This window comes from Sphingopyxis sp. EU05-FHT14B03 (assembly GCF_058790875.1).
In genome coordinates, this window is the sequence record NZ_JBYTDC010000001.1 from 113,625 (window position 1) to 133,657 (window position 20,033).

21 protein-coding genes and 1 pseudogene are annotated in these 20,033 nt (G+C 65.3%); 10 read left to right on the forward strand and 12 right to left on the reverse strand.

Annotated elements, in window-relative coordinates:
* Positions 1-320: 320 nt before the first annotated feature.
* Positions 321-3,593, forward strand: a complete 3,273-nt coding sequence (locus AC3WS4_RS00610) for a hypothetical protein (RefSeq protein WP_492742569.1) — start codon at positions 321-323, stop codon at positions 3,591-3,593.
* Between the two features lie 34 nt (positions 3,594-3,627).
* On the opposite strand, the gene AC3WS4_RS00615 is transcribed toward AC3WS4_RS00610, so the two are convergent.
* Genes AC3WS4_RS00615 through AC3WS4_RS00640 form a run of 6 tightly spaced genes read right to left on the reverse strand, consistent with a single transcriptional unit; the run spans position 3,628 to position 6,147 of the window.
* Positions 3,628-4,014: a DUF1801 domain-containing protein gene (locus AC3WS4_RS00615; RefSeq protein WP_492740261.1), complete on the reverse strand. Its 387-nt coding sequence runs from the start codon at positions 4,012-4,014 to the stop codon at positions 3,628-3,630.
* Complete coding sequence (locus AC3WS4_RS00620) at positions 4,011-4,448, reverse strand: DUF1801 domain-containing protein (protein WP_492740260.1); 438 nt, start codon at positions 4,446-4,448, stop codon at positions 4,011-4,013. The genes AC3WS4_RS00615 and AC3WS4_RS00620 overlap by 4 nt, the downstream gene beginning before the upstream one ends.
* A gap of 3 nt (positions 4,449-4,451) precedes the next feature.
* The gene (locus tag AC3WS4_RS00625; RefSeq protein WP_492740259.1) at positions 4,452-4,661 is read right to left on the reverse strand and encodes a hypothetical protein; all 210 of its coding nucleotides are present in this window, start codon (positions 4,659-4,661) and stop codon (positions 4,452-4,454) included.
* A complete protein-coding gene (locus AC3WS4_RS00630; RefSeq protein WP_492740258.1) occupies positions 4,658-5,098 on the reverse strand; it encodes an SRPBCC family protein in 441 nt (146 codons plus the stop codon). The genes AC3WS4_RS00625 and AC3WS4_RS00630 overlap by 4 nt, the downstream gene beginning before the upstream one ends.
* Positions 5,095-5,418 carry an ArsR/SmtB family transcription factor gene (locus tag AC3WS4_RS00635; protein WP_492740256.1) on the reverse strand — a complete coding sequence of 108 codons (324 nt, stop codon included), beginning with the start codon at positions 5,416-5,418 and terminating at the stop codon, positions 5,095-5,097. The genes AC3WS4_RS00630 and AC3WS4_RS00635 overlap by 4 nt, the downstream gene beginning before the upstream one ends.
* Positions 5,419-5,475: 57 nt before the next feature.
* Positions 5,476-6,147 (reverse strand): TetR/AcrR family transcriptional regulator, encoded by a 672-nt coding sequence (locus AC3WS4_RS00640; RefSeq protein ID WP_492740255.1) that lies wholly within the window; start codon positions 6,145-6,147, stop codon positions 5,476-5,478.
* 95 nt (positions 6,148-6,242) lie between these two features.
* Here AC3WS4_RS00640 and AC3WS4_RS00645 point away from each other — a divergent pair, with 95 nt between their 5' ends.
* Positions 6,243-7,394, forward strand: coding sequence for an acyl-CoA dehydrogenase family protein (locus AC3WS4_RS00645; protein WP_492740254.1), 1,152 nt, complete (start codon positions 6,243-6,245; stop codon positions 7,392-7,394).
* A 9-nt stretch (positions 7,395-7,403) separates the two neighbouring features.
* Here the strand turns inward: AC3WS4_RS00645 and AC3WS4_RS00650 are convergent, their stop codons facing one another.
* Positions 7,404-9,506: a TonB-dependent receptor plug domain-containing protein gene (locus tag AC3WS4_RS00650; RefSeq protein WP_492740253.1), complete on the reverse strand. Its 2,103-nt coding sequence runs from the start codon at positions 9,504-9,506 to the stop codon at positions 7,404-7,406.
* 361 nt (positions 9,507-9,867) lie between these two features.
* Between AC3WS4_RS00650 and AC3WS4_RS00655 the strand changes: the two genes are divergently transcribed.
* From AC3WS4_RS00655 to AC3WS4_RS00670, 4 genes are read left to right on the forward strand one after another with little or no spacing between them, the layout of a single operon-like run.
* The gene (locus AC3WS4_RS00655) at positions 9,868-10,074 is read left to right on the forward strand and encodes a cold-shock protein (protein WP_056349747.1); all 207 of its coding nucleotides are present in this window, start codon (positions 9,868-9,870) and stop codon (positions 10,072-10,074) included.
* 2 nt (positions 10,075-10,076) lie between these two features.
* A complete protein-coding gene (infA, locus tag AC3WS4_RS00660; protein ID WP_056349745.1) occupies positions 10,077-10,334 on the forward strand; it encodes a translation initiation factor IF-1 in 258 nt (85 codons plus the stop codon).
* A 57-nt stretch (positions 10,335-10,391) separates the two neighbouring features.
* A complete protein-coding gene (locus AC3WS4_RS00665; protein ID WP_492740251.1) occupies positions 10,392-10,532 on the forward strand; it encodes a hypothetical protein in 141 nt (46 codons plus the stop codon).
* Positions 10,533-10,587: 55 nt separating this feature from the next.
* Complete coding sequence (locus AC3WS4_RS00670) at positions 10,588-10,782, forward strand: hypothetical protein (protein WP_056349743.1); 195 nt, start codon at positions 10,588-10,590, stop codon at positions 10,780-10,782.
* Here the strand turns inward: AC3WS4_RS00670 and AC3WS4_RS00675 are convergent.
* Both AC3WS4_RS00675 and AC3WS4_RS00680 read right to left on the reverse strand, forming a co-directional pair.
* Positions 10,779-12,041, reverse strand: a complete 1,263-nt coding sequence (locus AC3WS4_RS00675) for an RNA polymerase sigma factor (protein WP_492742571.1) — start codon at positions 12,039-12,041, stop codon at positions 10,779-10,781. The genes AC3WS4_RS00670 and AC3WS4_RS00675 overlap by 4 nt on opposite strands.
* 125 nt (positions 12,042-12,166) lie before the next feature.
* Positions 12,167-12,526 (reverse strand): annotated as a pseudogene (locus tag AC3WS4_RS00680) (YciI family protein); the annotation flags it as partial.
* A 166-nt stretch (positions 12,527-12,692) separates the two neighbouring features.
* Here AC3WS4_RS00680 and AC3WS4_RS00685 point away from each other — a divergent pair.
* The 4 genes from AC3WS4_RS00685 (at position 12,693) to AC3WS4_RS00700 (ending at position 17,871) form a co-directional block, all read left to right on the forward strand.
* Positions 12,693-13,817, forward strand: coding sequence for a GGDEF domain-containing protein (locus tag AC3WS4_RS00685; protein WP_492740249.1), 1,125 nt, complete (start codon positions 12,693-12,695; stop codon positions 13,815-13,817).
* Positions 13,818-13,884: 67 nt separating this feature from the next.
* A complete protein-coding gene (locus AC3WS4_RS00690) occupies positions 13,885-15,462 on the forward strand; it encodes a bifunctional GNAT family N-acetyltransferase/carbon-nitrogen hydrolase family protein (RefSeq protein ID WP_056349737.1) in 1,578 nt (525 codons plus the stop codon).
* A gap of 4 nt (positions 15,463-15,466) precedes the next feature.
* The gene (locus AC3WS4_RS00695) at positions 15,467-16,690 is read left to right on the forward strand and encodes a threonine synthase (RefSeq protein ID WP_492740247.1); all 1,224 of its coding nucleotides are present in this window, start codon (positions 15,467-15,469) and stop codon (positions 16,688-16,690) included.
* A gap of 209 nt (positions 16,691-16,899) precedes the next feature.
* A complete protein-coding gene (locus tag AC3WS4_RS00700) occupies positions 16,900-17,871 on the forward strand; it encodes an NAD(P)H-dependent flavin oxidoreductase (protein WP_492740246.1) in 972 nt (323 codons plus the stop codon).
* A 22-nt stretch (positions 17,872-17,893) separates the two neighbouring features.
* Here AC3WS4_RS00700 and AC3WS4_RS00705 read toward each other — a convergent pair whose 3' ends face one another.
* Genes AC3WS4_RS00705 through AC3WS4_RS00715 form a run of 3 tightly spaced genes read right to left on the reverse strand, consistent with a single transcriptional unit; the run spans position 17,894 to position 19,961 of the window.
* Entirely contained in the window at positions 17,894-18,622 is a 729-nt protein-coding gene (locus tag AC3WS4_RS00705; protein WP_492740245.1) for a hypothetical protein, read from the reverse strand.
* Positions 18,623-18,678: 56 nt separating this feature from the next.
* The gene (locus tag AC3WS4_RS00710) at positions 18,679-19,179 is read right to left on the reverse strand and encodes an AHH domain-containing protein (RefSeq protein ID WP_492740244.1); all 501 of its coding nucleotides are present in this window, start codon (positions 19,177-19,179) and stop codon (positions 18,679-18,681) included.
* Positions 19,179-19,961 (reverse strand): hypothetical protein, encoded by a 783-nt coding sequence (locus AC3WS4_RS00715; RefSeq protein WP_492740243.1) that lies wholly within the window; start codon positions 19,959-19,961, stop codon positions 19,179-19,181. Before AC3WS4_RS00715 ends, AC3WS4_RS00710 begins: the two co-directional genes overlap by 1 nt.
* Positions 19,962-20,033: the final 72 nt, after the last annotated feature.

Genomic DNA, 20,033 nt, shown 5'->3' on the forward strand with positions numbered 1-20,033 from the left:
CGGGGGAGCAGCACTGGCCGACGGCTTGTCGCGCTGCCATGGCGTCGCCGCAAGGATGTTACGGTGTACTCTCCGCGACATGGCGATTTCGTCCGCCCGTGTCGGTGCGGGCGTCGCCCCCTCGCCCCGGATCGACACCACGACAAAAATCGCCGCAGACCAACAAACTGCACAATTTGACGAAACAAATACCCATGTCCGACATGGCCTTTTCGGGAAATATTTCGTATTGGTATAGTGTAGAAACACGAGTCGCCTGACTGGGGGAAGGGCTTATGAAACTCTGGTTTGCTCTAATCGTCATCGCCGCATCTTTTTCCATGCTGCATTTTATCATCGCACCCGCCCTGGAAAAAAGCTGGAAGACCAGCGGGAATATCGGCAAATTCGCCAAATTGGGGACGATCGCCGCAACGAAGACGCTCGCCGACTTCCTGAAAATTGCCCTGATCGTCTTTGGCATTGCCTTCCTGATCTTGACCATCCTGTCGTTGATAGCCCCCGTTTTCGGCGCCGGGCTGCTCGATGCCAGCTACGGATTTGTCGCCTGGCTCCACGCGCTCACCGAACCGGTACGCACCTTCCTCGGTGGCGCGATCTTCTGGATCGCCTTGCTGGGACTATTCTGGTGGGCGTGGCGGATGAAGAAGGGCGATCTGACCAAAGCGCTCGAAACCGAGCGGCGGCGACAGATCGACGTCCTGCTGGCCGAAAATGCGACCCTCGCGGACCTGCCGCCGACCGCGGACATGGACAAGCTGGCACAGAATATCGCGACCTGTGACATGCTCGCCGCCGACCTCGCCGGCACCCCGGATGCGGGCGCGCAATCCAAGTTGAAGCAACTCCTCGAATTGCGCGACGCGTTGGTTTCACAATATGCCTTTCTCGATGTCGATCGCCGGATCGACCTGTCCGACGTGTCGATCGCCGACCCCGCGCCGGCAAAAGAGGGTTTCTGGTCCCGGTTGCGCCTCGGGCTTTTCAGCAAGGGCATGCAGAAAAGCCTCTCGGCGTCGGACAAGTTGCTGAGACGCGGCGGCATCGCGGCCGCCTGCCTCCTCGTCATCGGGGTCGGCTCGCCCGTGCTCGCCAATGCCGGGCTTGCCCCTACGCTCGGTTCGATCAACGACATTCAAGTCTATCGATCGCAGCAAGCGGCTCAGGATAGCCTCAAAAAGATCACCAGGGCCGCGGTGCAGGAGCCGGCCGATGCCTTGCCGGCCGCCAGTTCACCGGTACCGAATTATCGTCTGGCGGCCGAGCAGTTCGCCCGCGCCCTTATCGCCTCGTCCGACTGGCGTTCGTCGGTGGCGCGGGCTCAGCCGGACCTTGCGGCGACCACGGCGCGACGGGTGGACCTGCTGGTCGAAGAAGTCGCGATCCGCGACAATATCTTGCGCCAATTCTCGTCCAATGCGGCCGAGCGCGCGATCCCGATCCGGGGGGTCGGCTTTGCCGAAGCCGACGCCATGCCCGAAAGCGCGCGCCGACAATATGGCGAGTTTCGCGATTTTGTCGCTCGCAACGCGGCCGCGCCGCAGGGCAGCCCGCTCGTCGACCGTATCGAACGGTGGATGCGGGCGAAGGCGGGGGCGTCGCCCGCCTTTCGCGAGCGGCTTGCGGCCGGAATGGCGTCTTTTCGACAGCCCGCGACGCTCGGCGACATGTTCGGGACCGTACTCGAGGAAACGCTGTCGTCCTCGCTCGACGCGGCGCTGCCCGATCCTGCGGACCGTGGGCTCTTCGCGGGTCAAGCGGACGACGTAGCGCGCAAGGGCTTGCAGGACCCCGCATCGCGCATGGTGCAGGTCAAATTGACCGAGTTTCTGGCCGATATCGAATCGGGCCGTGGCTACGCCGATGCGATGGCGCGCGTTCAGGCCCGTGGAAACGTCCCCGCTCTGTTCACGCAGGCCGACGCCGTGCGTGCGCGCGCCGCGGTGGTCGATGGTGATCTCAACATGGCACGCGTGGCCGCCACCGCGGATGATCTTCATCCCAGTCTGGAGAAGAGGAATTCGCCGAAAGCCACGACGCGTGTCGAACGGGCCGTGTCGCAACTGCGTCCGGTCGTCAGCGGCGGCGACGACCTGCGGCGGGCGATTGAAGGCTCGGCCGGTTCCTATGAGGATCTCTTTCCCGGACGCGCACAGGCGCATGCCGAATCACCGCTTGGGCGCGCGCTTGCGCGAATTTACGGCTCGACGACCGAACTTCCTGCCGCGGTCACCGAGGCTGCCAGTGGCGGTTTTGGCGGCGGTGGCGGTGGCGGCGGAAGCGCGGCGTCCGGCGACCGCCCCGGCAACACGCGCATGGCATCGCGCAGCTTCACCAGGTTACGCGGTTCGGTCCGCGTGGGCGGGGTCCTGATCGGTGCCGATCCGACCGCCGGCGCGCCCCTCGACGTTCGTGACATCGGCTGGCGTGTCGACGGCGCCACGCTCGCCCTGACGCTCAAACTCGCGGACCGGACAATCGATGTCGGGCGCTTCGACGGCGAGACGATCCAGCAGGCGCTCGCTTATGCCGCCGACGAGCGCCCGACGACGGTGACCATGACCTCGGGGCCGCTGATGCCCAAAATCCTCCGTGTCCACCTGCATCCGAGCCTCGTTGATACCGAACTCGGTTGCCACATGATCGAACTCGATCGCTTCGTCGACACCGCCACCGGCGACTGGTCCGAACGGTCGCTCTGGTCGAATATGGTGAACACCCAGTTGGCCGTCTACAACGCGGCCGCCGGCGACCGCGGCGCACTTGGCATGTTCGATGGGGCCGAAACGCAGTTGTTCGCGGCGGCGATAAACGATGCTTTTCCTGATAGTTGGCGACAATCCGACGCCGCCCAATCGGTGTTCGCGCACGACCCCCAGCGCTTCGACATGGACCTCGTGGGCCAGATGAAACAATGTCGACCGAAGGCCGCCGACGGACGCGAAGCGTATATGCGCTCCGCCGCTGAAAGCTTCACGACGAAGCCGCCGCAGCCTTTTGCGATTTGGAGCGGCGTCCGCGAAGCCGCCTATCCGTTGACCGTCGCCGGTCTGACGCCGACCCAGGCGTCAGCCGACGGCGATCCCGTGCTGCGTTTCATGCTCCAGGTCGCCTTCGAGAACGAGGTCGAGTGCGAAGACGGCGACTGCCCGGAAGCTGGCGGAGTGCCTTGGGAGTTTCCCGTCATTGCCAAGGGGGTCGGCGACCGCACCATGGCCTTCGCCCAAGGCAATCCCGTAGCGGCGCGGATTCTCGGCAAGGCCGAACAATTCACCGCCTTGCAGCGACTGTTTCGCGCCGCGCTCTCCGGAGCGCTCGGCCCGAATTTCCCCCGTCACAAATTGATCGCACTGATGCGCGACGCCGCAAAGGCCGACCCGATCGATCGCGTGCCGACGCCAGACTGGAATCAGTCACGCGAAAGCGCGACGATGCTGCTGGCGTTGCTCAAAGCGGAACCCCGCCGGACCCCCGATGAAAGCGCCCTTGCCGATACGCAGATCGATTTCGTCGGCAGCGTCCTCGAACCCGCCAGCGGCGAACGCTTTTCGGGGACCGAAACGTGCCGCGGCGGCGCCCTCGCCTTGCGTTAGCCGAGCACCCGTTCGCGGTCGGCACCCCGGCTGGTCAGCGCGTCGCCGGGCCCGCGTTGAGCGCTGCCGCCGCCGCGAACAGCGCCTTCAGCCCCGCCTCGTCGATCGGATCGCCCGCGCCGAAATCGATCGCGCGGCGAGCGTTGCCATCCAGGCTCGCGTTGAACAGTCCCTTCGGATCACTCAGCGCCGCGCCTTTGGCAAAGGTCAGCTTGACCTTGTCCTTATATGTCTCGCCGGTGCACACGATCTTGCCGCCCGCATACCAGGTCGGCACCCCGCGCCATTTCCATTCCTCGACCAGGTCGGGGATTGCCGCCTTGATCAGCGCCCTGACCTTCGCCAGCACCTCGCCGCGCCAGTCGCCGAGTTCGGTGATGCGCGCGTCGATCAGCTCCGCCGGGGTTCTGTCTGGGGTCATCCTGCCTTGTCCTTCGCATGCGAAATCCAGCCGGGCAGCGCCGCCGCCTGGCGGATCCAGCTCACCAACAACGCCTCGTCGATCGCCTCATCCTCATGGATATGGAAATAGCGCGCATCGGGGTCCTTCGACCCGACCGGCGGCACCGGGTCAAGTTGCTGGCCGCGAAACCAGGTCAGCTTGATGTAGCGGTTGAAGCAATGAAAGCACAGGAACCACCCCTGCCCCGGCACTCCGTAAAAGGGCGAGTTCCAGCGCACCGCTTTCTCGACCCCCGGCACCGTCCGTTCGATCAGCGCGTCGAGATTCTTCCCCGCCACGCTTTTCCACCCCGGCATCGCGGCGATATAGGCCTGCACCGGCGCGTCGCCGTCGCCCTTGGCGATCTGCGGATTGCCGCCCGACAGCAGCACGACCTCCTTCTTGCTCGCCATGGCTCAGCCTTTCACCCGCCGCCGCGCGGCATATGGCAATGCAAAGAGATACAGCCCGCTTGCCAGCATCAGGAACAAGGGCGGCAGCGGCGAATAGACGAGCCACATCGGCGGCGCTCCCATCGCCATCGCGGCGAAATTGGCTATCACGGTAAGCGTGAACAGGATCGACAGCCAGCGATGGCCCTGCCGCATAAATTGGCTGAAATTCATGAGCCGCTCCTCCAATCGAGGCGTTCGAGCAATTGCTCGAGCTTGCCGAAAAATTGCTGCCACCCCATGCGTGCGCCGCCGAACGCCTGCTTCTGCTCGGGTCGGAAACCGGTCTGCTCCATACGCAGCAAGGTGCCCTTGCCGACCGGGGTCAGCGTGAAGGTCACCACGCTTTCGAGGTTGAACGCCGCATCGGCACTGGCGTGATTCCAAGTGTAGGAGAGCGTCTCGCCCGGCTCGACCTCGAGCACCTCGCAATCGAGCACCCCGCCCCACTCGCCGCGCAACTGAAAGCGGTGGCCGACGTCGGGTACGAAATCATTGGCCATCAGCCATTCGGCGATCAAATGCGGCCGGGTCAGCGCGCGCCACAATTTTTCAGGCGGATGCGCGATCTCGCGCTCGACCACGACGGTGCGAATGTCGCTTGTGCTCATTGATCCATCCTCGCCAGCAAATCCTCCAGCTTGTCGAACCGGCTCTCCCAGAAACCCGCCATCCGGCTCGTCCAGTCGACCAGCGGGGCCAGCGCGCTGCGCCGCGCGCTATAATGGGTCAGCCGCCCCTCGGGCCGATCGACGACCAGCCCCGCAGCTTTCAGCACCGCCAGATGCTTCGACACTGCGGGCTGCGACACCCCGGCCAGCGCGGTCAGCGCCACCACCGTCTGCTCGCCGTCGCGGCACAACCGCTCGAACAGCGCGCGCCGGGTCGGATCGGCGAGGGTCTTGAACAGAATATTCTGGCGATCGGGCATGAAACGGATAACTCACTGGCTATGGGTCCATTTCATAACCAATGAGTTATGAATAAGTCAAGTACCGCGTGACGCGCCATCGACCAGCAAGCCGCGCACGATCAGCTCGGCGGCCTCCATCGCATGGTCGAAAGGTGGCGGCGTCCCTTCCCCGCCCGTCGCCTCGACCAGCGGGCGCAAGGCGATCAGCGCCCCCGCGCCATGCGCCAGCAGGGTGAAGGGCACCGCGACCGCGACCGGCCGGAACAGGCCCTGCGCCTGGCCCGCCTCAAGCAGGCTCTGGATCGGCCAGGTCCTGCTGCGGAAGAAACGGTCGGCAATGAAGGCCAGCCGGTCGCCGGGCGTTGCCCCCTCGACGTTCATCAGTTGGATGATCGCGGGCACCTCGGCCAGCCCGACGACGAAGTTGCGGCACGCGAGCCGCATCCGCCCGACGATGTCGTCGTCGCCCGCGCGGTCGTCCGCGAGCGTCGACATATGCGTGTGGAGCCGGTCCATGCCATAACCCACCGCCGCCTCCCATAGCGCCCGTTTCGATCCGAATTTGGCGTTGAGCAGCCCGTGGCTGACCCCCAGCGTCCGCGCGACCTCGCGCACCGAGGTGCCGTCATAGCCTCTGTCGGCGAAGGCGGTCAGCGCGGCGTTCAGGCACGCCGCGTCATCGACCGTCATCTCGCCGATCGCCGGTCGCCCGCGCTTGCGCACCCCCTGCTGTCCCGTCCCGTTCATCGCCGCTTCCTAGCATCGAAACGCCGGGCTTCAAATTTAATTAGACAGATGGTCATTTAATGCTTAGCCTTCTAATTAATAGAGGGAGAGATTCGATGCCGACCACCAGCGACCAGCTCCGCGAACGCGCCCGCGCGCTCGCACCCGCCATTGCTGCCCGCGCGCCGGACGCCGAGCGACAACGCAAGCCGCACGACGAAACCATCGCCGCGCTGGTCGAGGCGGAAATCCTCCAGATGCTCGTCCCCGCACGCTGGGGCGCCCCCGAATCCAACCTGCCAACGATGTTCGCGGTGGTCGAGGAGATCAGCGCCGCCTGCGTTTCGACCGGCTGGATCGCCTCCTTCTACATCAACCACAATGTCTATGCCGCGAAGTTCAGCGAGGCCTTGCAGCAGGAGATTTTCGGCACGCGCGGCTTCACGCTGATGCCCGGCGCCAATTCGCCGACGATGAACGCGGTGCGCGTCGAGGGCGGCTGGCGCGTCAGCGGTCGCGCCTCATGGGGTTCGGGCGTCATGCACGCCGACTGGGTCTATGTCAGCGGGCTGTCCGCCGAAGGGCCGCGCGCCTTCGCTCTGCCCGTCGCCGACGTCCGGGTCGAGGATGTGTGGCACATGACCGGCATGGCGGGCACGGGCAGCAACGACATCGTGATCGACGATGCCTTCGTCCCCGACCACCGCGTCACCAATGGCGTCGAGTTCCGCGCCGGCCCCACCGCGGGCTCGGCGCTCTACGCCAATCCGCTCTATTCGATGCCGCAACTCCCGCTCGCCTATTGCACCGTCGTCGGCGTCCTCTCGGGTGGCCTGGCCGGCATGATGCGCGCCTACCGCGACATCGTGACCAAGCGCGTGCGCAATTTCAGCGGCTCCGTCGTCAAGGACCAGCAGCACGCGCATGTCGCGCTCGGCGATCTCGAACTGCGCACCATGATCGCACATGATCTCGCGCGCGGCCTGATCGAAAAGGTCGAGTCGATCCTCCACAGCCGCCCCTTCACGCTCGACGACCGCGTCGCGCTCAAGGGCCATCTCGCCTTCGTCTCGCAGCATGTGCGCGACAGCGCCAATGCGATCATGGCCGCCGCCGGGGCGTCGAGCTTCCATGTCGACCAGCCGCTCCAGCGTTTCTGGCGCGACCTCAACACCGTCTGCTCGCACGCCTTCTGGGACTGGGACACCACCCGCGAACTCGTCGGGCGCCAGCAACTGGGACTGGAGCCCAACCACCCGCTGGTCTGAGCCCTTCCCTCAGTAACGCGCACGCACCCCCAGGAAAAAGCTGCGCCCGGGTTCGGGAAAACCGTCGGTCAGCGCATAATTGGCGTCGAACAGGTTGCGCCCGCCGATACCGAGCGTGATCCGGTCGGTGACGTCGAAATCGACACGCAGCGACGCCGTGACATAGCCTTCGGTCTTGTAATAGACCGGCGCCAGCCCGTTCGCCGACGCCGGGGTCACCGTCGTCCGCCCCGACGCAAACTCCAGGCTCGGCACCACCTCCAGCGCCGCGACCGGCTTCCACGCCACATAGGCAAAGCCCTTGTGCGCGGGCACGTCGGTCAGTTCGAACGGGCGGATCAACCCGCCCGGCGGCGGCGTCCCGATGTCGAAGCTGCGATGGATATAGCTGTAGTTGATCCCTGCGTTCAGCGTCCCGCCGAGCCGCAGGTCGACCGCGATCTCGGCGCCATAATAATCCGCCGACCCGATATTCTCGCGCCGGTTCAAATTCTGCGGCGTCCGCACCGACACCAAGGCATCGTCGATCCAGCTATAGAAGACCGCACCCGACACGGTCACCGCGCCCATCGCGCTGCTGGCCCCGATCTCGACATTGGTGGCGCGCTCGGGTTTCAGGTCGGGATTGGCGACGGCGGTCCCGAACTGGCTCGAAAAGCGCTCGAACAAAGTCGGGAAGCGCGCCCGCGACGACAGACTGGCATGGACCTCGGTGCCATTCTCGCCGCGCCAGTCGATTCGCCCCTGCGCATTCCACGCGCTGGCGTTGCGCAGCGGGTAACTGAACAGCCGGTTCGCCCCGGTCGCGCCCGGCGGCAGGCCGAATTCGTCGGCGCGTGCCAGTTCGCGCCAGTCGAAACTGCCGCCGGCGGCAAAGGTCAGCCGCGGCGCCAGCGCCAGCCTGTTCTCGGCGGCGATGCTCCACGTCCGCTCGATGCTGCGCTGGTTGGGTTCGGCGACGCTCGTCGGCAATCCCGGCCGGCTCGTCTGCGCCTCATTATGTTCGTCGCGGCGATAGTGGAGCGCGAGCGCCAGCCGGTCGTCCTCGCCAAAGGTGCGCAGCGCCAGTTCGGCCGACCCGCCATAGGCTTCATCGTCATAGGGGCTGTCGAACGCGCGGTTCAGTATCTGCGTCGTCTGCGTGCGGTCGTCGAACGACTGCAACAGGTTCGCCAGCCGGTTGTAATAGGCGCGCGTCTTCAACGTCGCCCGGTCGCCGAGCGCGGTGGTCGACAGGAAATAGACGCTTTCGACATTCCATTCGGGCCATTTCCAGTTGCGCAGCGACACATTGCTGGTGTCGGTGATGTGCAGCGGCGCATTCTTCCGCCCCTCCTGCCGCGTGTAACTCAGCACATATTCGTCGCTGTCATTGGGCGCAAAGCCGATTTTGGCATTGACGCGCCAGTCGCGCGCATTCGAAAAATCGCGCGCGCCGCCATCCTCATTGACTGTCGGCGCGAAACCGCCCGGCAGATCCCAATGGTCGGTGATGTTGATCGCGTAGCTCGCCTGCGCATAAAATTTGTCCTGCCGCGTGCCGACAAGCCCGAATCCGGTGAAGCCGCCATAATCGAGGTCGGAATCGAGATTGAGCTGCGCCCGCCCCTCGATCTCCAGCGCCTTGGTCGGCGAGCGCGTCACCAGATTAACCGCGCCGCCCATCGCGCCCGGTCCGTCGAGCACCGAGGCATAGCCTTTCGCGACCTGGATCTCGGCCACGTCAGGAGTCAGGAAGCGCCCATAATCGAGCCGGTTGTCGGCGGGCAGGTAGACGCGGATGCCGTCGATCGACAGCGGCACCTGGAACCGGTCGAACCCGCGCACGAACAACAGCCGCTCGTTGCGCGACCCGCCCGAATTGCTCGCCACCACGCCCGGGATCAGGCTCGCGGCATCGTCGAGCGTGCGGCGGTCGAAGCGATAGATCGCCTCCTGCCCGACGCGGTCGCTCTCGATCGCCGCATCGACGCTGCGATAGCCGGTGACGACGATTTTCCCCAGCTCGAAGGCGCTGTCGTCAGCGCCGCTTTTGGATGGAGCCGGCGCGACGTCCTGCGCCCAGGCGGGCACAGCGATCAGGCAGGCGGCATTGAGAAGAATCCGGCGCATCATATCCCCTTTATGCGGTCGCAGGCGGTAGTTGCCGCCGCGAATCTATATATAGCGGTATATAGGTCGTCGGACGGGAGCAAGCCGGAAACGCGGCGATCGCCATCGCCTCTGCACGTACCGCACCCCTCTTAACCACCGCCCGCCAACCGCCACCTTGCGACCTGACAAAGGATCGCTGGCAGCGAACGCGGTCCAAAACCTTGACTTTTTGCAGCACGCCTGCCATATCGGCTCCGCTAACGTCGCCTGCGACGGAAAATAGATGCCCCCTCGGGGTGGATACTTCCCTTCACTCGCTACCAGCCCTGCCGGTGCATTTGCCGGTGGGTTATTTATGTTTTCGTGAAAGGAAACTCCCATGCCGACCGGCACCGTCAAATTCTTCAACACCGACAAGGGCTATGGCTTCATCTCGAATGAAGATGGTTCGGGCGACGCGTTCGTCCACATCACCGCCGTCGAGCGTTCGGGTCTCGCGACCCTGAACAAGGACCAGCGCATCACCTATGAGCTGGAAACCGACAACCGCGGCAAGACCTCGGCCGTGAATCTTCAGTCGGCCTGATTTTGGCCAAAGAAGAAATCATCACCTTCGATGGTGTGATCGACGAAATCCTGCCCGACGCCCGTTTCGGCGTCATGCTTGAAAATGGTCATCGCATCATCGCCTATACCGCTGGCCGGATGCGACGCTTTCGCATCCGGTCGGTCGTCGGCGATGCCGTGAAGATCGAAATGACCCCCTATGACCTCAGCAAGGGGCGCCTCGTCTATCGCGAGCGCGGACCCGGAGGTCCCGGCGGCGGCGCACAACGACGCCGCTGATTTCCCCAAAAAATGACCTGAATATCACGTCAACGACAACAGAAACTACGAGAGACTATGTTTAATCATTCCAATGCCTTTCCGCATGTCGCGGTTCTTTCTTCGCCCAAGGCCCCGCAGCGGGCTCAGGCATCGCGTCGCTCGCCGACGCTCTCGCGCAGCGAGTTGCGACGGCTGATCGCCGACATGATCGACTGATCGACATACACCCCGGCGGCGGCCCTCCCGGCCGTCGCACAAGGAGAAAACGGCCGTGTCCACCACCAGCGACTTCTATCTGGCCCAGGCCGACAAATGCGCCAGCGACGCGGCCGCCACCTCGCTCACCCAGGTCCGCGACCGCAATCTGCGCGCCGAGGCCGCGTGGCGCTCGATGGCCGAAAAAATCCTCCTGACCGAACAGACCCGCGCCCGCCGTGACGCGGCGAAGGACGAAGCGGCCGCCTAATCGGCGCACGCCGCGGCGCGTGCCTGCAGCCATTCGCGCTCGCGCGTATTGCCCGACAGGGCCGCGGCATCTTCGAACGCCGCCCTCGCCTCGCTCCACCGCCCCGCGCGAAACAGGAAATCGCCGCGCGCCGCCGGCAAGGGCGCGTAATTGCGCAGTGCCGCCGTGCCGGCGATCGCATCGACCAGCCGCAACCCCGCCTCGGGCCCGAACGCCATACTGTGTGCCACCGCGCGGTTGAGCTCGACGACGGGCGACGGCATCACCGTGCCCAGCCGGTCATAGAGCCACGCGATCCGGACCCAATCGGTATCCTCGGCCCGCCGCGCCCGCGCGTGACAGGCCGCCAGCGCCGCCTGCAGCGCATAGGGTCCATCGGCGCCGCCCAGCGCCTCGACCTTCGCCAGCGCCGTCAGTCCGCGGTGGATCAGCAACTGGTCCCAGCGCGCGCGATTCTGCTCGGTCAGCGGGACAAAGCCGCCACCGGGTCCCGATCGTGCGGTCAGCCGCGACGCCTGGATTTCCATCAGTGCGAGCAGCGCCAGAACCTCGGGTTCCGCGGGCATCAGCGCGGCCAATATCCGCCCCAGCCGCTGCGCCTCGGCGCAGAGCGGCGGCCGCACAAGCGCCTCGCCTGCGGTCGCGGCATAGCCTTCGTTGAAGATCAGGTAGATCACTTCGAGCACCGAGGCGAGCCGCGCCGCGAGGTCCGCGCCGCGCGGCACTTCGAACGCCACCCCGGCCCTGGCGATCGCCTTTTTCGCCCGCGTGATCCGCGCCGCGATCGTGGCCTCGTTCGACAGGAAGGCGCGCGCGATCTCCCCGACCGTCAGCCCGCCAATCAGCCGCAAGGTCAGCGCCGCCCGCGCTTCGGGCGCGATCACCGGATGGCACGCCGCAAAGATCAGCCCGAGCAGTTCGTCGCCGAGCAGATCGTCGATCGCCGCTTCGACCGCGTCGATGCTCATGTCGCCTTCCCTGTCCAGCTCGCGGGCGATTTCGGCATGCTTGCGCTCCCGCATCGCAGCGCGGCGCATCGCGTCGATCGCGCGCCGCTTCGCCGCCGCCATCAGCCAGGCGCCCGGCCGGTCGGGCACGCCCGATTTCGGCCATTCGGTCAGCGCGATCAGCAGCGCGTCCTGCGCCAGTTCCTCGGCGCGGTCGACATCGCGCGTCATCCGCGCCAGCCCGGCGATCAGACTTGCCCGCTCGATACGGAACACCGCCGCGATCGCCCGATGGGTTTCGTCCTGCGCCATGCCCGCCTTCTCGGCCAGACGTTCCGGGGAGGCAAGCATGGCGGCAAGGCGCGTTATTCGCCCGCCATCCGGTCGCGCAATTTCTGTTCCTGTTCGATGATCTCGGGGGTCAGCGCCTCGCCGAAATCCTCCATTTCATAGAAGGGCCGGATTTCGAGCTCGCTGGGCCCCGGCATCGGGTTCGGACAGCGCTTGGCCCAGGCGACCGCCTCGTCCATGTCCTTGACCTCCCAGACCCAGTAACCCGCGACCAGTTCGCGCGTCTCGGCGAACGGCCCATCGATCACGCTGCGGTTCGGCCCGTCAAAGGCAATCCGCTTGCCCGCCGACGAAGGCTTCAGCCCGTCGCCGTCGACCATTACGCCGGCGTTGACCAGTTCCTCGTTGAACTTGCCCATCGCCTCGAACATCGCGGTCATTTCGGGCGTCGGGTCGATACCCCGCTCGCTATCCTCGGTCGCTTTCACGAACACCATTACACGCATTTTCCGTCTCCTTTTCGCCGGGGCCGGCATGGCCTCCTGCCTAGACGACGAACGGGCGGTTGCGGAATCGACAGGTCACGAATTTTTTTCGTCATGCCGCTATACCGAAGAGCGTTATATGGTGAACCGCGCTTAATCATCTTCACGCGCCGCCGTTAATCGTCGCATGACCACCATTGCACCTTCTTCAGGCGAGCCGGTAGGGCGGCTCCTCGGATGGCTCGGGCTTCGCTCCCCCCGGAACGGCGAATCCCAACCGGCGGCCGAGCCGGGAGGAGTACGCGACCTTGCCCGCCTCACGCGGCGCGACCTTGTCGAGGCGATCGGCACTTTCCTGATCGACAATGATCTCGACGTCACCCCGGCAAACCTGATCCTCGCGCACAGTGCCTTTTCGGGCAAGAACCCGCGCCTCGCCCGCCAGATCACCGCACGCACCGGCAACGGCGGGCTCACGCAGGTATGGCTCGACGAACTGACCGATGAAGTCGCCGACACTTCGGCGCAAGCCGAACTCGAACGGCTCATGGCGCGGCTGGAAACCAATCTCGACGCCTTCCAGGCGCAGAGCAAGACGGCACACAAGCAAGCCGTGGATTATGGCAGTGAGCTCGAACAGCATGTGAGCGATCTCGAACAGCTGCAGAAGACCGGCCAGATCGTATCGAACCTCGCCGACCTCGCCAAGACGATGCTCGAACGCACCCGCAAGGCCGAGGACGATATGCGCAAGAGCGAAGAGGAAGCCAAATTGCTCCGCCGCAGCCTCGAACGCGCCAAGCGCGATGCCGAGATCGACTATCTCACCGGCCTGCCCAACCGCCGTGCCTTCGAGGAACTGCTCGAAGTCCAGTATCGCGAAGCACAGATGGCGATGGAGCCGCTCAGCGTCGCCTTTTGCGACATTGACAATTTCAAGGCGATCAACGACGCCCACGGCCATGAGGCCGGCGACCGGGTGCTCAAGACGATCGCCGACACGCTGTCGCAAATCAGCGACGACCAGTGCCATGTCGCGCGCCACGGCGGCGAGGAATTCGTCATGCTGTTCCGTGGCAAGAATCCGGCTGCGGCCGCCGAACGGCTCGACCAGGCCCGCGAGCATCTCGCGGCGCGCCGCCTGATCAATCGCAAGACCGACGAACCCTTCGGTCAGATCACCTTCTCTGGTGGAGTCGCCGACATCTTCGGCTTCGGCGACGCGCGCGCGGCGCTCAAGGCGGCCGACGACGCGCTCTACCTTGCCAAGCAGAACGGGCGGAATCGCATCGAGATTGCCGCATCGGTCTAAGGCGTAGTGAACCAATCCCCGCGCCGCCCGTTGGACAGCCTGCCCTCCCCTTCTATATGCAGGCTCCATGGACTCCACCAAAGCCAAGCTCGTCATCCGCAACAGTGCTCCCCGTGACGCCGCCGCGATCGCGCGCCTGACCGCCAAGGTCTATGGCCGCGGCGAAGGCTATTCGGCGGCGCAAATCCGCGGCCAGATCAACAATTTCCCCGAAGGTCAGTTCGTCGCCGAATATGAAGGCGCGATCGTCGGCCTCTGCGCGACGCTCATCGTGCCGCAGGCGGCGGTGTTCACCGATCATCGCTGGGGCGCGATCAGCGGCGGCGGTTTCGGCACCAGCCACGATCCCGACGGCGACGTGCTTTATGGCATGGAGGTGTGCGTCGACCCCGATTACCGCCGCCTGCGCATCGGCCAGCGCTTCTATCGCAAGCGCCAGGAACTGTGCCAATCCTACGAGCTGAAGGGCATCGCCTTTGGCGGCCGTATGCCGGGTTACGCCCGCCGCCGCCGCAAATATCCCGACCCGCAGGATTATCTCGACGCCGTCATCGAGAAGCAACTGCGCGACCCGGTGATCAATTTCCAGATCGCGCAAGGGTTCGAGCCGCGCTCGGTGCTCCATCATTACGACCGCCGCGACCTCGACAGCGGCGGCCATGCCGTGTTGATGTATTGGGAAAACCCGCTCGAGCCACAGGACGCCGCGAATCCCAAGGCGCGCGGCGCGGTCCCCGATCGCCTGCCCGCCTCGGTCCGCGTCGCGACCGTCCAATTCCAGATGCGCGGTATCTCGAAGATCGAGGAGTTCGAGGAACAGGTCGAATATTTCGTCGACGTCGCCGCCGACTACAAGGCCGATTTTGTCGTCTTTCCCGAACTTTACACGCTCGAATTGCTGTCGATCGAAAAGAAGAAGCTCGAACCGCAAGCGGCGATCGAAAAGATCGCCGACTATACCGAACGCTATGTCGCCTTCATGGAAAAGCTCGCGGTCAGCTATAATATCAACATCATCGGCGGATCGCACCCGACCCGCGCCGCCAATGGCGACATCCTCAACATCGCCTATGTCTTCCTGCGCGACGGGTCGGTGCACACCCAGCAGAAACTCCACCCGACCCCGTCCGAGCGCCGGTGGTGGAACATCAAGGGCGGCCACGGTGCCGACGCGATCAACACCGATTGCGGGCCGATCGGGGTGATGATCTGTTACGACAGCGAATTCCCCGAACTCGCGCGCCATCTCGTCAACCAGGGCGCGATGATGCTGTTCGTCCCCTTCTGCACCGACGAGCGCCGCGGCTATCTGCGCGTCCGCTATTGCTGCCACGCGCGGGCGGTCGAAAATCAATGCTATGTCATCACCTCGGGGGTCGTCGGCAATCTGCCGAACGTCGAGAATATGGACATCCATTATGCCGAAAGCGCGATCCTGACCCCGTCGGACTTCGCCTTCGCGCGCGACGGCGTCGCCGCCGACACCGCGCCGAACACCGAGACCATTGCGATCGCCGACCTCAGCCTCGCCGACCTGCTCACCAGCCGCCAGAGCGGCGCGGTGCAGAATTTGCGCGACCGCCGCTTCGACCTCTACCGCGTCGACTGGAAGGACGCCCCGACCCCGGGGATAGGGTCGCGCTGAAGCGATGAACGAGAATATCCACGCCGACCGCCCGACATTTGTCACCCATCTCGAATGTTCACTGACCGGCGAGATTTACCCGCCGGACCAGCTTCACGGCCTGTCCGCCGCAGGCCGGCCGCTGCTCGTCCGCTACGATCTCGACGCCATCGGCGCCGCGCTGACCCGCGACACGCTGACGGCACGCCCGACCGATATGTGGCGCTGGCGCGAAATGCTCCCGGTTCGGCACACCGAAAATATCGTTTCACTCGGCGAAATCGAAACCCCGCTCGTCCCGATTCCGCGCTCGGGCGGACCCAACGTGCTGGTCAAGGACGAAGGCCGCCTGCCGACCGGATCGTTCAAGGCGCGCGGCCTTGTGATGGCGGTCGCGATGGCGCGCGAACTCGGCGTCACCAAAATCGCGATGCCCACAAACGGCAACGCCGGCGCCGCGCTCGCCGCTTATGCCACGCGCTGCGGGATCGAGGCGATCGTCCTCGCGCCTGAGGAAACGCCCGAGATCAATGTCCGCGAAATCGCCGCGCAGGGCGCGCGCGTCTGGCGCGTCAACGGCCAGATCGACGATTGCGGCGCGATCGTCGCACGCGGTGCCGCCGAGGGCCGCTGGTTCGACTTCTCGACGCTGAAAGAACCCTATCGGATCGAGGGCAAGAAAACGATGGGGCTCGAACTCGCGGCGCAATTCGGCTGGGAATTGCCCGACGCGATCTTCTATCCCACCGGCGGCGGCACCGGGCTGATCGGCATGTGGAAAGCCTTCGACGAACTCGAAGCGCTCGGCTGGATCGGTCCGAAGCGTCCGCGCATGTACGCGGTGCAGGCATCGGGCTGCGCCCCGATCGTCCGCGCCTATGAGGCGGGCGAGGAGCATGCCGAACGCTGGGAGGATGCCGCGACCGTCGCCGCGGGCATCCGCGTGCCGCGCGCGGTCGGCGATTTCTTGATCCTCCGCGCCGTCCGCGCGTCAGGCGGCGCCGCGCTCGCGGTCGGCGACCCCGCGATCCTCGCCGCGGTCGACGCAGCGGCGCGTCAGGACGGTCTGCTGCTCTGCCCCGAAGGCGGCGCGACGCTCGCCGCCTATCACCAGGCGATCAGGGACGGCCATGTCGATCCCGACGAACGCGTCGTGCTGTTCAACTGCGCGACCGGCCTCAAATATCCGATGCCCGAGGCGCCGCAGTGGCTCGACCGGCACGGGGATATCGATCTCTCGGCGCTCTGATTCCAGCACAGACGGTCCCGTTGATCACATCGTCATTGCGAGCGCAGCGAAGCAATGCAGAGTGGTATACGCTACTCTGGATTGCTTCGCTGCGCTCGCAATGACGAGTTCCCTTTTTTGACAATGGCCGGCTCATCGTTCCCCCTTGCCTCGCTTTCCGTTTACGTTAAGGTCAGTTGCAAAGAGCAACCAACCGGAGTGCGTGATTCATGGCCCTTCCCCCGATCTTCGACCGCCTGCGCCTGCCCGTTATCGGTTCGCCCCTGTTCATCGTCTCGGGGCCCGAACTCGTCATCGCGCAGTGCAAGGCAGGCGTCGTCGGCAGCTTCCCGGCGCTCAACGCCCGGCCGCAGGCGCTGCTCGACGAATGGCTCCACCAGATCACCGAAGAACTGGCGGCATGGGATCGCGACAATCCCGACCGCCTGTCGGCGCCCTATGCGGTCAACCAGATCGTCCACAAATCGAACGACCGGCTCGAAGCCGACATCGCGACCTGCGCCAAGTGGAAGGTGCCGATCACCATCACCTCGCTGGGCGCGCGCGAGGAACTCAATCAGGCGGTGCATGGTTGGGGCGGCATCACCCTCCACGACGTCATCGACGACCGTTTCGCGCGCAAGGCGGTCGAAAAGGGCGCCGACGGCCTGATCCCCGTCGCCGCGGGCGCGGGCGGCCACGCCGGCGTCCAGTCGCCCTTCGCGCTGGTGCAGGAAATCCGCGAATGGTTCGACGGCCCCGTCGCGCTGTCGGGCGCGATCGGCCACGGCCGCTCGATCCTCGCCGCGCAGGCGTGCGGCGCCGACCTCGCCTATATCGGCAGCGCCTTCATCGCGACTGCCGAAGCCAATGCCGATCCGGGCTACAAGAACGGCATCGTCGAGGGCCGCGCCGCCGACATCGTCTATTCGAACCTGTTCACCGGGGTGCACGGCAATTATCTGCGCGGCTCGATCGTCGCATCGGGCATGGACCCAGACAATCTCCCCGAAGGCGACCTCAAGACGATGAACTTCGGCTCGGGCGGCAACACCAAGGTCAAGGCTTGGAAGGACATCTGGGGCTCGGGCCAGGGCATCAGCCCGGTGCGTAGCGTGCTGCCCGTGGCCGACTTCGTCGCCCAGCTCGAAGACCAATATCTTGCCGCGCGCCGCGAGTTGGAGGCGAAAGTTCGGCTTTAAAGGCAGACCGGCGCCTCGATGCCTAAAAGTGATCCTGCGCCCATTTGAGGCTTTCGGGATAGAAGCGCTCGAGCACCTCCCGGCATTCGCTGACGACGTAGCGGACAACCTCGGCGGGCAGTTCGGTCTTCCACGCATCGACATCGCCCGAACGATAATGGGATCCGTCATCGATTTCGCCGGCTCTCCTGCCGACGGAGAGCTTTTCGAAGGTGAAGTTCGCCTGGTCCGGCCATTTCAGCGACCCCGATGCTTCCCCCAGCGCCGCGCGCAAAAAATCGGTAAATTTGTCGAAGCCATCTTCGATGCGCAGGGTTTTGATCGCGGGATCGTCGTAATTCCAGTTTCGTATCGCATATAAGGGTCCGGCCGTTTCCGGATAAAATTCCTCACTGTTACAGAAGGTCGCGGTCATCAGCATGCCGCGCGTTTTGTCGACGCTTTTCAGCATCTCCCTCTGCGCGGCCAGTTGCGGCCATCCATCCAGGCTATGCGTGTGCCTGTGCGAATAATAGGCAGACTGAACGATGTTAAGCGGGTTCCTGACGAGGTGCAGCGCAAAACCCGGAACATGGCCTTTAACCACATCATATTGGGCATTCGACAAGCAGCAGATGCCATCGCCCGTCGGCGGCCGCGTGGATCCCAGATGCGACAGGAACAATGGCTGCCCGCTACCGTCACTCAATTGCCCCAAAAAGGAAACAAGCGCGCTCGACCCACTTTTATGGTGCGTGAAAAAGCTGATCATGCTCCCTCTTTACGGATGTTTGGGAGCAGGCATAGCCCGGCCTCGGCAACCACGTCCTACCCGGCAAACAACCGGTCGATCGCATCGTCGAGATAGGGTCGGTCGGCGAACAACCGCATCGGGTCGCGACGGTTGAGCCAGAAGGTTGTGCCGTGTCGGTCGGTCAGCGACCGCCGGAGGACGTCCTGCAACAACCGCAACCGCATCGCCGCGACGCGCGCTGCCGCGACCGGATCGCGCGCCGCCTGCAACGCATGATATGCGCGCACCTGTTCTACCCGTGCCGCAACGACGTCGCTATACGCGTGATGCGGCCCGCGGTGCAGTGCGTGTCCCGACACCAGCGCCAGCCGCTCGTTGCCCGGCAGCAACAGCCCGTTGCGATCGAAGCGCTGCAGCGCGAAGCCCGCACCGTGCAATTGCGCAAACATCGCCGCCATCTGCGGTCGCTGTAACAGCACGACGGGGATCAGGTGGTGGCGCTGATATCCCGTTTCGGCGGGCGCGGCGCAGGACCAGCGGCATCGGGGCGGATCGGGCGCAGCGCCCCCGCCCATCACCGATCGAAACTGAACTCGACCAGCACCGCCGCCGGCCCGTCGCGCGCGCCGCCCTGCGGGGTCAGTGCGACCCACTCCCCGGCCTGCAGCCCCGGCGTCTGCTGCGGCTGCACGACCGGCCCGTGGAGCATGATGTCGAGCGCCAGGCGCGCCAGCCGCTTGACCATCGCTGCCATGTCCCACCCCGGCGGAACCGCCGCGTCCAGTTCCTGCCCGGCAAAGGCCGCCAGCCCGCGCGTCGCGACATGCGGGTCCGCGGCGCCGTCGCGGCGGCGAAAGGCGATCAGGTGCAGCACCGGCGGCATGCCGCTCGTCTGCATCTCGGCGATCGCGCCGCGAAACTGCCTTGCGTCGGTCCACAACCGCGCCGGCGACCAGAAGATGTGGTCCGCGTCGAAGGCGTCGATCAGCAGCACGATCATCTGGAACAAGGTGTCGAACGGCGCCGCCGCGATCCCGTCGCCCCGCGCCGACCGCACGATCCAGCTCCCCCCGGCATCGCGCCAATCCGCGGGCAGCGGCGTCCCCAGGCTGCTCGTCGCGACATCGCCCGGATTCGCCAGCGCGAAGTCGTCCGGCGCCGCGCGATCGATCGTCACGGTCAGCCCTCCCAGCGTCAGCTGCAACGGCAATCCGCCCGCCCGCGCAGCGTCGGGCCGGAGCCCCATGCGCCGCATCACGCCTTCGAGCGCATCGTCGGCCACCGCTTTCCCTACGATCAACGCAAAGGGCGCGTGCACCTCCGGCCGGGTCGTCGGGTCGCGGCGGGTCAATATCATGGCATCACGCTCTGGGGTCCTGACCCGCTGGCCTCGGTTCGCGGCAGCATCGCAAGACTGCCCGCCTTGTTC